The organism is Polyangium sp. 15x6 (assembly GCF_029960785.1).
In the GTDB taxonomy this organism is placed as follows: Bacteria; Myxococcota_A; Polyangia; order Polyangiales; family Polyangiaceae; genus Polyangium.
In genome coordinates, this window is record NZ_JASBQE010000022.1 from 138,132 (window position 1) to 150,782 (window position 12,651).

10 protein-coding genes and 2 pseudogenes are annotated in these 12,651 nt (G+C 67.6%); 8 read left to right on the forward strand and 4 right to left on the reverse strand.

From position 1 onward, the window contains the following. Positions 1–30 precede the first annotated feature (30 nt). From QHF83_RS18630 to QHF83_RS18650, 5 genes are all read left to right on the forward strand, one after another. Complete coding sequence (locus QHF83_RS18630; RefSeq protein ID WP_282419211.1) at positions 31–411, forward strand: hypothetical protein; 381 nt, start codon at positions 31–33, stop codon at positions 409–411. Continuing rightward, the gene (locus tag QHF83_RS18635) at positions 408–2,834 is read left to right on the forward strand and encodes a DUF2169 domain-containing protein (protein ID WP_282419212.1); all 2,427 of its coding nucleotides are present in this window, start codon (positions 408–410) and stop codon (positions 2,832–2,834) included. Before QHF83_RS18630 ends, QHF83_RS18635 begins: the two co-directional genes overlap by 4 nt. A 179-nt stretch (positions 2,835–3,013) precedes the next feature. Next, a complete protein-coding gene (locus QHF83_RS18640) occupies positions 3,014–3,943 on the forward strand; it encodes a hypothetical protein (protein ID WP_282419213.1) in 930 nt (309 codons plus the stop codon). Beyond that, positions 3,940–4,371 carry a DcrB-related protein gene (locus tag QHF83_RS18645; RefSeq protein ID WP_282419214.1) on the forward strand — a complete coding sequence of 144 codons (432 nt, stop codon included), beginning with the start codon at positions 3,940–3,942 and terminating at the stop codon, positions 4,369–4,371. Before QHF83_RS18640 ends, QHF83_RS18645 begins: the two co-directional genes overlap by 4 nt. 9 nt (positions 4,372–4,380) lie before the next feature. Further along, the gene (locus QHF83_RS18650; RefSeq protein ID WP_282419215.1) at positions 4,381–5,097 is read left to right on the forward strand and encodes a hypothetical protein; all 717 of its coding nucleotides are present in this window, start codon (positions 4,381–4,383) and stop codon (positions 5,095–5,097) included. A gap of 69 nt (positions 5,098–5,166) precedes the next feature. On the opposite strand, the gene tssI is transcribed toward QHF83_RS18650, so the two are convergent. Further along, on the reverse strand, positions 5,167–7,518 hold the full coding sequence (tssI, locus tag QHF83_RS18655) for a type VI secretion system tip protein TssI/VgrG (protein ID WP_282419216.1): 2,352 nt from the start codon (positions 7,516–7,518) through the stop codon (positions 5,167–5,169). Positions 7,519–7,531: 13 nt separating this feature from the next. Next, a complete protein-coding gene (locus QHF83_RS18660) occupies positions 7,532–8,218 on the reverse strand; it encodes a hypothetical protein (RefSeq protein ID WP_282419217.1) in 687 nt (228 codons plus the stop codon). Positions 8,219–8,295: 77 nt separating this feature from the next. Here QHF83_RS18660 and QHF83_RS18665 point away from each other — a divergent pair, with 77 nt between their 5' ends. Continuing rightward, on the forward strand, positions 8,296–8,853 hold the full coding sequence (locus tag QHF83_RS18665; RefSeq protein ID WP_282419221.1) for a Mov34/MPN/PAD-1 family protein: 558 nt from the start codon (positions 8,296–8,298) through the stop codon (positions 8,851–8,853). A gap of 230 nt (positions 8,854–9,083) precedes the next feature. Here QHF83_RS18665 and QHF83_RS18670 read toward each other — a convergent pair. After that, positions 9,084–9,338 (reverse strand): annotated as a pseudogene (locus QHF83_RS18670) (transposase); the annotation flags it as partial. A 63-nt stretch (positions 9,339–9,401) separates the two neighbouring features. Then, positions 9,402–10,859 carry a hypothetical protein gene (locus QHF83_RS18675; protein WP_282419218.1) on the reverse strand — a complete coding sequence of 486 codons (1,458 nt, stop codon included), beginning with the start codon at positions 10,857–10,859 and terminating at the stop codon, positions 9,402–9,404. Between the two features lie 260 nt (positions 10,860–11,119). Here QHF83_RS18675 and QHF83_RS18680 point away from each other — a divergent pair. Continuing rightward, a pseudogene (locus tag QHF83_RS18680) lies at positions 11,120–11,656 on the forward strand (transposase); the annotation flags it as partial. Positions 11,657–11,780: 124 nt separating this feature from the next. After that, positions 11,781–12,651 (forward strand): transposase (locus QHF83_RS18685; RefSeq protein ID WP_282419219.1); only part of this gene is annotated, 871 nt, incomplete at its 3' end.

Consider the following 12,651-nt stretch of genomic DNA (forward strand, 5'->3'; position numbering starts at 1 on the left):
CGGATGCGGGGGGAGGATCGTGGTGAAGCCGTGGCACCACTGCAATCGCTCGAACCCGCAACCTTCGCACGCCACACGAATGAACCCATATTCGAGGAGCCCGCGCCGGAGATACTCCTCGACCTCCCGCATGACGAACCGCGACAACGGGCCGATGGCCTCCACTCGCTCACGAAAGGCTGGCCAGTGCTCGGCCACGACGCGGTAGAGGACGGTCTCCTCCGGCCGGTGACGCCGCTCATTTCATCGAGGTACGGCTTGATCATGGATCCTCTGGAACGGCCGGGGACTGCCGCGAGCGCGGCTTTCAGCCGCCGCCGGTTCATGGTAGAGCCGCCTCTCATGCACGCCGCCTCCGCACCGACCCTCCCTCGGGCAGCCGACGACGCTCGCGCGGAGAGCCCGGCGTGAACACGCAAGCCCGGCACGCCACGGTCCGCGTGCTCTCGCGGGGCCCGTTCGACGTGGGCTCGCGTCTGTGGCGCGACGAGCGAGGCTCGCTCGTCGTCACCGTCATCGCGAAGGCCACCTACACGTTCGCGCCGGGAGATGCCGCGCCGCTCGACGTCCCCCTGCCGCTCCAGGCAGAAGACGGGCACTGGGACGACGATCCCGCCCGGAGCGTCCACGTGCCGAGTGACTTCACCCCGTTCAAGCCGAGGGCCGAGGTCATCGTCGTCGGCTCCGCCTACGCCCCCGAGGGGCGGCCAGCGCGCTCGATCGCGGCGCGTATCGTGGTCGGCTCGGTCGACAAGACCGTCGAAGCCTGGGGCCCGCGCCGCTTTCGCGCCGACGGCAGCGTGGAGGATGCGCCCCTCCAGACCCGCTTCTCCCTCCGCTACGAATACGCCGCCGGCGGCCCCGGCACGGACAACCCCGCCGGGATCGACCTCTCGCGCAGCGCGCTCCTCGGCCCCGTCCCGGTGCCCCAGCTCGTGCCTCACCTCCACGAGATCACCTCGCTGCACGAATACATCCCGCGCGCCGGCTTCGGCCCCATCGCGGCCGTGTGGCCCGTGCGCGCGGGGCTCCTCGGCGAGCGCGAGCGCGCCTGGCTCGGCCGCTCGGACGCGTTCGCGTTGCCCAAGACCTTGCCGAGGCAGTATTTCCTGGTGGCGCCGGAGGATCAGCGGCTCGACCGTCCCCTCGAGCCGAACGAGACGATCATCGCGGAGAACCTGCACGCGAAGCACCCGCGCCTGCGCATGACCCTGTCCGGCCTCACGCCCTACGCGGTCGTCGCGGGCAGCCGCGGTGAGCCCATCCGGCTCCAGGGAGACTTGCTCTGCATCGACACCGATCGCGGGATCTGCACGCTCACCTTCCGCGCACAGATCCCGCTCCCCGCTGGTGGCGACGTCCAGGTGATCGTCGTCGGCACGCCGATGGGCGCGCGGGTCTCGCCGGACGAGGCGCAGATCGCCCCGCAGGCGCGGCCGGAGGGCCCCGAGGACATGCGCATCGACGAGGACGATACGACCCGCACGATGCCGTTAACGGTGCCCGCCCGGCGGGACACCGGGCTGCCCTTCCAGGGTACGAACCCGCCGCCGCCGCGGCGTCCGAGCAACCTGGACGGCGTCATGCCCTTTCGCGAAGCCGACGCGACCTCGGGCGCGCCGAGCTCCCGCGGCTCGTACCCTCCGCTGCCGCCGAGCGTGCCCCAGCCGCCCTCGGCGCGACCCGAGGCGATGCCGCCGCCCTTGCACTTCACCCCCGTTGCCTCGCCTGCGGTCGTTCCGCCCTCGCGTATCGCCGCTGTCCCTGCGCCGTCGCCGCTCGCGCCGATGCCGCTCGCCCCGTCGCCCCCGCCTTTACCCCCGAAGAACGCTTCGACGACCTTCGAGAGCGCGTTCGGCGGAGCGAAGTCCGCCGCGCGGAGCCTCGAAGCCCCCGACGCCCGGAAGACCGACGCGGCGCAGGCCGAGGCCGCGAGCGCCGCGCCCCTCGCGTTCGTGAGCGCGAAGGCCGCTTCTGACGCGGCCGCGCGCGAAGAGCGTCGCGGCGACGAGCCGAGGACTTTGGCGCGCGGGGTCCGTCCGGCCATCACGCCGGTTCAGAGGCTCGCCGTCGTCGATGTCCTCGACTTCGATCCGAAGGTCTTGCCCCGGCTCCGCATGCAGAAGAGCTTCGCGCCGCTCTTCGCGGGCCCGCGCCCCGTGCAGATCGCCGATTCGTCGCTCGGCAAGCTCTCGCACGAAGAGCAGGAGCGCGCGGACGTGGCCCGGGTCCTCTCGTGCGCCCGCTCGGCAGACGCAGCCGAGATCCGGCGCGCGCTCGCCGAGAGCCTCGAGGACCTGAGCAACTGGCACCCGCCGGTCCTCGCCGTCGCGGGCGACCTGCGACCCGTCTTCGACGAGCTCGAGGCGCTGCGCGCGACGGTCAGCGTCGCGCAGACGGTCGCGGGAGGCGACAAACGCCTGCTCGCGGCGATTGCCGTCGCGCAAGAGGCGATCGCCGCGTCCATCCCGCCGCGGCCCGACACCGTGCTCGCCCTCGGCCGGCAGATCGAGGCCGCGACGTCATCGCTCTCGCTCCCGCCGCGGTACGTGGCGTCCGAGGTGGAGCGGCTCCTTCTCGAAGGCCGCAAATACAAGCGCCGCGTGCTCCTCGGCGCGACGCGGATCCGCGCTGATCTCACGCTCGCGCGCGGAGGCGACGTGATGCTCGTGTATCTCTCCGACGCGGTCGCGAAGTCCTTGCCGCTCCTGCCTTCGTATCCGGTGGTGGTGCTCGCCGAGGCGAGGCTCCGCGAGGACGTCGCGGAGACGCAACCCGAGGCCCTCGTCGCCATGGCGCTCGGTCGCGTGTTGCACGGCCGCGTCCGGGGCTAGAGCACAGATCCCTCCGCTGGTCAACGGAGTTCGGTCACGACCGCGGCTCGAGCCGCGCCCGCGACGGGATGAGGAGGACACCCGGCAGGGCCGCACGCAAAGGCTTCCTCCATCGGCAGCAGTTCTCTACTCTGGCCGCGACGGATGGGGCCAGATCCGTCTGCGGAGGTAGGAGTGCGATGAGAATCGCCAGCGTGGCGTGGAAGGGTTTCGCGGGGCTTGCGGACGGCTCGCTGGATTTCGCGCGCGACGGCGGCGTTCCGGCCGATCTGATCGTCGTGACGGGGCCGCCGGGCAGCGGCAAGACGCGTCTGCTCGAGATGATCATCGCCGGCAAGGAGCGCGTGGCGGCGTACGGGCCGCGGCCGCGGCTCGATGATGTGCTCGGGCCGAAGGGCACGGCCGCGAAGATCTCGATGCAGTGGTGGATGTCGGAGGACGAGCAGAAGTTCGTCGGCGTCACGAAGCCGCTCCTTTCAACCGAGTCCATCTACGCGCGCTCGGGCACGGTCGAGCTCGCGCCCGATCCGGCGATCGGCGTGCTGCTCGAGCGATACGACCACGATCGGAACCACGGCAAGATCGACTATATCCCCGCGGATCGCGGGCTTCCGTCGTATGCGACGACGGTGGGCGATCCGGTGGGCGACCAGCGCCGCAAGCGGCTCACGCGGGGGCCGGACAAATACGCGGGGCTCATGAAGCTCGCCGAGGACATGATCCTCAGGCGCGCGGACTCCGCGCGGACCGATACGCTCGAGGCGCTATTCGCGGAGCTCTGCCCGCATCTCCGGCTGGCAGGGGTGGGAAGCGCGGGAGACCTCGAGGTGGTGAGCGCGGGGGGCTCGCCGAGGCCGCTGTCGCGGCTGTCGATGTCGGAGAAACAGGCGTTCGCGATCGCGGCGTCGATGGCGCTCGTGGGGGTGCACCACTCGGTGGTGCTCTTCGATACGCCAGAGCTCTACCTCAGCGGGGCGGAGGCGCGTCGGCGGCTCGAGATCCTCCGGTCGTTCGCGCCGACGAACCAGTGGATCGTTTCGACGTGCGCCGAGGAGATCGTGGCCATGCCAGCTCACCGGAACCTCGTGCGGCTCGGAGCTCCGCAATGAACACGACGACCTATTACATGGATGACGTCGAGGTGGCCGTGCCCGCGGGCTACGTCGACAGGACGGTCCACACGCTCGAATGGCACACGGAGGACGGAGGCCGGGTGGCGCTCGTGGTGCAGCGGGACCCGGACCCGTCGCGCCCCTCGGTCGATCAGCTCTTCGCGATCGCCATGGCCGAATACGGCAAGCGATTGCCCATGCTGCACGTGGAGGAGCCGCCCACGGTGGATCTGGCCGTGCCCCACCGCCTGGCGGCCATCCGCTGGAAGAAGGACCAGGATGTGGTCTACCAGGTGCAGCTCTTCGTGCAGCTCCAGGATCGCAACCTCATTGCGACCTTCTCGGCGCGGCCGAGCTACCGGGAGCAGATCGACGCGTGGGTCGGCGAGTTTTGCCGGTCGCTGATGGTCCGGAGTTCATCGTGAGGAGGTCGTATGTCCGCTGAACGAGCCGCACGCGTCACGTCGCCGGTCCAGCACATGAGCAGCACGGCTCGGGACATTGCCGCGCCGGCAGCCCTCGCGGTCGGGGGCGTCGTCCTGGGCGCGTCGGCGTGCTTGACCGGAGGGTTATCGCTTGCCGTGGTGTCGGTCGCATTTGGGGCGGCAGGCGTGACGACATCGATTGGCGAGCTGACGGACAAGTACGCCCTTCCGGCGGACAGCTCCGAGAAGATCGCGAAGGGAGTCGAACACGTCCTCCTGGAGGAGGCGAAGTATCAGGCGGCGAACGTGAGCGCCGCGACCCAGACCGACCAGCATCGTGAGTCGCCGACGACCGGAAGCGAAACCGTTTTCATCGAGAATGCGAGGGCCAGCCGTCGTTTCGATGCGGTCAAATGCGAGGGACAGATCATCGACGGTGCAGCGCATATCTTCTACGGAGGTGTGCCCGGGCAGGAAAGCGACCCGGCCGATGGTCCGGCGCCGCCGTGGCGGGACTTCATCGAAAAGGGGATTACGTGGGGGGGGCTCTTTACCGGGGGTATTGGTTGGTGGAAGGGGGGGAAGGGGGTGATCGAGGGCATATTGCTCGGGGCCGACGCCATCAAAGAGACCGGCGTGGTGCCCGCGGGGCCGGCCACGGACACGGGCTACTTCGCCAAGGACGCCTTCAGCCTCGGCAGCGATCTCTACGGCCTCAAACCGTGACGGCGATCCGATGGCGGCGGCCCCGCGAGGGGGGCCGCGCGCCTCGACCGGCTTCACCCGGGTCAGACCTCATTTCATCTCGTGTTCGGCCGCATCCTTCCCTTGACGAATGGCTTCTGTCTCGCCAGGAGTGCCACCGAGTCGGTTGTAATGCTTATCGAAATGGTGCTGCAGGAATTCTTCGTCGTTCACGAGTCCTGAGTCCCTCCCCTGCTGCACCATTGGGTCGTTCAAGTACTGATTCGCGCGTTTCCACGCTTCTTTCGCTGCCTCGCGGGACTTCTCGAACCGCTCCCGCGCCTCCTTCTCTTCATTCGTCACGGGCCGCTGCCCATCCATCGCCTTCTTCGTGTCCTCGGCGCCGGGGTTGATGAACACGTCATCCGCCTGGATCACGATGAAATTCGGCTGCATCACGATCGTCGAGCTGCCGACCTGGAGGATGATCTTCTCGTCGCTGAGGAAGTGGTGGACTTTGGCGCCGGACACGAAGGTGTTGGTGGTGTCGTAGACCCGATCCTTCTGCCCGCAGTCGATGATGTCGCCCGTGACGTCGTGGGTCTGGGTTCCCACCACGCTCACGGAGCGATCGCCGCCGACACTCGTCGTCTGGTTGTTGCCGATGACGTTGAGCTGCTTGTGATTCACCCCGAGCACGTCGTCGGTGCCGACCCGGGTGCTGCGCGCATTGCTGACCACGGCCGTCTGGGTGTTCTTGACGACGACGTTCATGTCGCGCTCGGCCTGGAGGTACATCTGCTGCTTGCCAGGCTGGTCGAAGAGGCTGACCTCGTTCCCGGCGAAGGAGTGCGTCTGCTGGTCGGGGGATTTCGCCTGGAAGAAGGGGTGGTTGAGGGTCTCGGCGATGCCCCCGCTGCCGAGCGTCTGAGCCTGCCCGCCGAGGAGACCTCCGATCGACGACAGGCCGCTGCTGCTGCCGTCGGCCGCGCCGGTGACCAGGCGCGGGCTCGACTCCGAGCGCAGGCCGCTCACCTTTTTGAAGTCGGGCAGCTTGTACGGCGGCGGCTGCGTCTCGGTGAAGACGCGGCCCACGACGACGGGGCGATCCGGATCGCCGCCCAAAAACTCCACGAGCACCTCCTGGCCAATACGCGGGAGGTTCACGCCGCCGAACCCGGCGCCGGCCCAGGGCTGGCTCGTGGGGACCCAGCACGAGCTCGTCTCGTCGCGCTTGCCCTCGCGATCCCAGTGGAACTGCACGCGGACGCGGCCGTACTCGTCCGTGTGGATCTCCTCGCCGGAAGGGCCCACGACGGACGCGCTCTCGAGGCCGGTGACCTTCGGCCGCGCGGTCTTGGTGTCCGGCTTGTAGGGGATGTCGGTCGGGACGACCTCGGCGTGCACGCGCCAATCGCCGTCGTGATCGCCCTCGATCAGGGCCTCGGTGACGAGGAGCGAGCGGTCCGCGCCGAGCGTGCGGTGGGGGTGGTTGCTGACGCTGGCGATGACGCCGGGGACGAGGTCGAGGGCGTTCGATTCGAAGCTGATGCGCTTGGCCGAGCCCCGCTTGCCATGCAGGCGATTCTGCGTCTTGACATTGCCGAGTTGCTCGTCGGTGCGCGAGCTGCCGCGATCGTCGGCCGTCGGCGTGCTGCCGCCGCCGCCGCTCTGCTTGAAGAGGAAGGCGCCCGGCTCGTAGTGGAACTGCTCGAGCGCCTGCTCCTGGGGGAGGCCGCCGGTGGCGGCGAGGCTGGGCTGGTTGGTGCTCGGCTTGCGATAGTCGAGGTCGCCGATGGTCACCTTGCCCGGCCGCACGCGCTGGCGGATGGCGACGCGCGTGACGAACTCCTCGTCGAGCGTGGAGTTGGGCTCGTCATGGAAGCGCAGCCTGGGCTTTTGGAGCTCGCGCGCGTGCGGGGCGTCATCGAGGACCAGGACGGTCCTGCCATCTCTCTGCTCGAAGTAGTAGGAGGCGCCGGCGTCCTCGAGCATGCGGCTGAGGAAGGCGAAGTCGGTCTCGGCGTACTGGCAGCGGTACTTGCGCGGCTTGTAGTTGGCCGGGTCGAGGCGCTCCTCGAACTCGATGCCCCATTCGCCGAGCATCTTCTTCACGATGTCGAGCTCGGTCTCGAACTGGAAGATGCGGTAGTTCTTGCGCTGGGTCATCAACCAGGCGCGCGGCTGGAGCGTGAGCGTGTAGGTGGCGAGCCCCTGGGCATCCGCGCGCACCTGCTCGATCTGCGAGCAGATGCCCTGCCAGGTGGGCGAGGCGTGGGAGGTGCGCAGGCGGAAGCTCGCGGGCTTGCCGATGACCTCGTCGAAGTCGATGTCGAGGCTCCTCGAGACGGCGCGGACGTCGACGTTGAAGAGCTGGTTGATGCCCTGCTTGATGGCGAAGGTGCGGACGTCGAGGGCGTCGCCGCTCGCGATCTCGATGGTGGCGTGATTGGTCGTGCTCATCGGTGTCTCCGGCTCAAGCTACGGACAGGTTGGGTTTTACGACCTCGCCCGCCTCGAGGATCCACGTCCTCATGACGAGCTCGGCCTCGGCATCACGGCGCCGGTGGAGCCCGCGGGCGATTTCCGGCGTCGCCGCGGTGTGGAAAGCCTTCATCTCGCGAATGCCATCGGCGACGCCGCGGATGCTCCTTCCGGCGATGGCCGCGCGGATGGAGTCGTAGGCCTTTTTCTTGAGGGGTTTGTCTTTCGTCTTCGTGCCGCAGTTGTAGACGAGGGACGTGAGCGCGCCCCAGACGTGGGGCCCCAGGGCATCGACGCCCGGGAAGGCGCTCTTGGCAAGGTCGATGTACGACGGCAGGCGCCGGATGCGGAAAACGATCATGGCATCGTCCCAGGGGATCGAGATGTCGCGCGTGGCCCTCTCCGCGGCCCTTCCGCCGCCCACGCCGAGATAGGCGCGGAGGCGGTCGTACGCATCGGGCACCGGCAGGGCGGAGAGCCGCATTTTCCAGTCGCCTTCGAAGTTGTTCGTCTGGTGGCGGAGATCGTAGCCGATGCCGATCGTGAGGCCCGAGGCTTCGTTGCCCGGCCAGTGCGGGTGCGTGTATCTGCGGTCGTACAGGGACCGCGCGAGCTCGCGCTCGCCTCCGGCCACTTCCCAGGCGATAATGAGGTCGATCGCCTCCTGGCTGATGTCCATGGGCGCAGCCTACATCAGTCGGGCGCCGCATTCAGCAGGGTCGGCGAGGTAGGTGACGGAGAGACGAGGTGGGAGCGATGTGGACGAGCTTCGACGCGCCGTGGATGCACGGCGGTCTGCATTTGACGCGCGCGGTCATGCGGGCCCTCGAAGCGGACGCGCGCGCTCGATACGGCAAGGACGAGGAGGCCTGTGGATATCTGGTGGGGCCGGCGAGTGACGCGCTGCTTTGTGACGAAATCGTGGCCCTGCCGAATTTGGCAGCGAGGCTGCATCAGCTCGACCCGGAGACGTTCTTCCGGACGGCGCGCACGTTCTTCGCTTTCGAGGAGAAGAAGCTCAACGATGCGGTGAATCGCGGGCGCGCGGCCGGGCGCCCGGTGAAGGTGATTTACCACTCGCACCTCGATGCCGGTGCGTACTTCAGCGCGACCGACGCCGCGGTCATGTCGGGGGGAGATCCGCCGGCGCGTGAAGGGGGATCGGCGCGGCTCGGTCCGGGGCCGCTGTGGCCGCTCGCGTTCCTGGTGACGAGCGTGCGCGCGGGCGCCGAGGGGCCCGTGGTCGACGAGCACAAGCTGTTCGTCTGGAGGGACCGGGGCTTCGTGGAGGCGCCGTTCGAGATCGTGGACTGACACGGACGACCTCGAACGGTCACGGATCGGTCAGAGCTTCGACGGACACGCCCTCCCGCGCACCTCGCCGAGCGCCACCGCGAGCTTCTGGCATCTAGACAAATAAGAACTTCAATCCCTTGCTGCGCAAGGGCCGCGGCGTTTGCAAGCGGGCGCTGCGCTGCCGCCCAAACGGTCGGTAAGCTCGGGTTCCTCCGCTAGAGCGCCGAACAGTTCGATCCACCCATGAATTACGCGGCCTTGGCCAGGCCGCTGTGACGCAGAATCGTCTCCAGGTTCAGCACGACGGCGTGGCGCCGCAGATCGAAGAGGTTCTTGCGTAGGCCTCGGAAACGCGCTCGCGGCCCCTGTTTGGACGCAAGGTGGGCGAGGCGGTGCTCCACGCCTACGCGCTGCCGAAGGGCTTCGCGCCCTTTGGTCGTCCCGACGAGCCTGCGGAATCGCTGCTGCTTCTGCTCGTCCGGCGCGATCCGCACGGTCCGCCCCGCGTCATTCCTGGCTCTCGCGACGTCGCTCGGCCCGATTGAACGGCCTCGCGCGATTGCATGTCAGTCCGGTAGCAATGCCAGCAGGTCGTTGATGCCGGCGAGGATCGTCCGGGGGCTGAGCGTCCCGGCGACCCGCTCTCCGAGGCCGTCGCGGTCGCTGTCGACGCCGAGAATGGTTTGCCCCACTCCCGGGTCACTTTCGACGCCGAGGTAACCCTCGACGACCAGATCGGCCCCGAGGAAGACCTGCACGGGATGCGATTTACAATAGGGCGACGGCTTCGTGAGATCGTGCTGCCAGAGGCGCCCGCGAAGGTCCCATCGAAGGCGGGGGAGATAAACGGACACATTTTTCTCATGGTCCGCCCGGACGGCCAGCGTCGTGATGATCGAATCGGCGCGGGCGTCACCTTCGGCCCGCTCGAGAGAGCCGTCCTCGTGCACCCGTAACCAGAGCCCCGGTCGTTTCTGCAATCGCAAGGTGAGCGGTTTTCCTTGGCGAGAGCGCGTGGCGATGTGCGGCGTCGCCATGCTCGGTTCGATCAAGGAATCGCCGAGGTCGTGGACGACCAGGTCACCATTCGAAGCCCCTACCGCGAGGAGGCCATCGTCCGGGGACACACTCAGGCAAGAAAGGGTCGCCTCTGGCGCCTCGAATGGCAGCATCCCGAGCGCTCGCCCGCTGCGAAGCGAATGAAACATCACGCCACCTTTGCCGACGCTCGCAATCCAGCGCTGGCTCCGGGCCATCGTCAGCAGCGGTTTGTTGCCATAGGGATGTCCCAAGATCTCCGTGCCCCATACATGCATGTCGGAATCGAGGTTCCACTTGTAGATGCGCGGCCGGATCGGATCGTCATCACGGTTGAGCATGGATTGCACGACCACGGCGCATCGCTCGGGAGAGAGCATGAGGCCCTCCCCGAGGGCCACGTCCCTGTCGCCATGAAACCGCGCGATCTCCGTGCCCGTCCGCGTGTCGAAGCCCACGAGATCCCACTCGAAAAAGCACCACAGCTCCTGGCCATCGCGGGCGAGCGACAAGCTGCATTCGGGCTCGAAGCAATGAATATCGCGGAGGAGCGGCTTCGGGGACTCACCGGGGAGCCACGACCAGACGACGGTGTCGTCGCCGCCGAAGCCCGCCCAGTACACCCCGCCGGCCGGAGACACGCAAAGCGCCCGGGGACGGAGCATCTGGTGCGCACGCGCGAGCTCGTTGCCGCTTTCGAGCTCGTACACACGCGCGACCCCATCGTCGAACGTGGCAGCCAGCCGGTCCCCGGTCGGGAACAGGCGAGCCTTGTTGACGCCCTTCGCGATGTCGAGCTTCGATACCGTCCGCGCGGCTTCGACGTCCCACACGCGTACGGTGGGATCGTTCGCGGCCACCGAGACGAGCCGGGACCCGTCTCGGGAAAAGTCCGCGGCGAGAATACTCGTGGAATGGCTGATGAGCTTCGTGCCCGGCCTGTGAAGGTGCTTCTTCATCGAGATCGCGAGGGATTGGGGACGCACCCGTCCCTCGCGTCAAGTCCAAACTGCGGATCCGACGCTGCCCGTCGCGCCGCCGCCTCAGGTGCTCGCGATCTCCTTCGGCGTAGCTCGACGAGTGCTTGCGCGAGGGGGCTCGACAAGCACCTTCTGGTATGATCCACTGCACGCGGCTCGCCCAGCCGACGGAGTGGATCCCTGTGTCGACGACCGTACCCCGCTGGACCCTGAGCACGATTATCACTGCCGAGGAGCAGGAGATGCTGGACCGACTTGGCAACCGCCGTCGGCTGTTCGCTTTCCTGCGGCTTCACGGCGCGGAGCTGTTCGACGAGGCCTTCCAGGCCGAGCTCGCCGGGATGTATCGCGATACCGGTGAAGGCAAAGTGCCCGTGCCACCCGCGCTCGTGTGCATGGTATTGCTCCTGCAAGCGTATACGGGCGCGTCGGATGCCGAAGCCATCGACTCGATGGTCGACGATCGCCGGTGGCAGCTCGTGCTGGGCATGCTTGGCGCCAGGAAGCCCGCCTTCGCTCAGGGTACCCTGCCGAGCTTTCGTCAGCGCCTGATTCGTCATGACATGGATCTCCGTCTCCTCGAGCGCACCGTCGAGCTCGTCAAGAAGACGAAAGCCTTCGACTGGAAACAGTTGCCGAAGACGCTACGATTGGGAGTCGATTCGCGGCCGCTGGAGGGCGCCGGGCGCGTCGAGGACACCTTCAACTTGCTCGGTCACGCCGCGGCCAAGTTGCTTTCTGCCACCGCTATGGTGCTCGGACGCAAGGCCGAAGAAATTGCAGCTTGTGCGGGCGCGCCCGTGTTTCTAGAACGTCGATCGGTTCAGAACCACGAGCAGTTACCGACACTTGCGTGGACATGATCGACAAACCCGCGTGGATGTGATCCACTCGTCCCGGCTCGCCCAGCCGACCGAGGGATCCGCCATGTCGACCTCCGTACCCCGCTGGAATCCGAGCACGACGATCACCCAGGAAGAGCAGGCCATGCTCGACCATCTGGGAAAGCGAAGGCGTATGTACGCCTTTTTGCGACTGAACCGCGCCAGGCTCTTCGACGATGCCTTCCAGGATGAACTCGCGGGAATGTATCGAGACACGGGCGAAGGCAAGACGCCCGTTGCTCCAGCGCTTCTCTGCATGGTCCTCCTCTTGCAGGCGTATACCGGCGCATCGGACGCCGAGGCGATCGACAACACGAGGTTCGACCAGCGATGGCAACTCGTGCTCGGCACGCTGGGCGCCACACGGTCGGCATTCGCGCAGGGAACGCTGCACGACTTCCGCCAGCGCCTGATCGAGCACGACATGGACCGAAGGCTGCTCGACCGCACCGTCGAGCTGGCGAAAGAGACCCATGCATTCGACTGGAAGAAGCTACCCAAGACGCTCCGACTGGCCGTGGATTCGCGCCCCCTCGAAGGCGTAGGCCGCGTCGAGGACACATTCAACCTGCTCGGGCACGCGGCATTCAAGCTCTTGCGTGGGGCCGCCAAGCTGCTCGAGCGCAGGGCCGAAGAGATCGCAGCGTGCGCTGGCGCGCCCATGTTTCTCGCGCCGAGCGTCAAGGCCGGGCTCGACATCGACTGGACCGATCGCGAGCAGAAAGCCCAGGCGATCGGCGAGCTCCTACGGCAGATTGACGCGCTCGAACAATGGATACGAACGCACGCCGGCAAAGCCGTCGAGGAGTCGCCCCTCAAGGAGCTGCTCGATGTCGTCGAGCAGCTCCGCGCGCAGGATCTGGATCCTGAGCCGCCCGGCGGCGGAGGTCCCCGTATCCGCGAAGGAGTCGCCA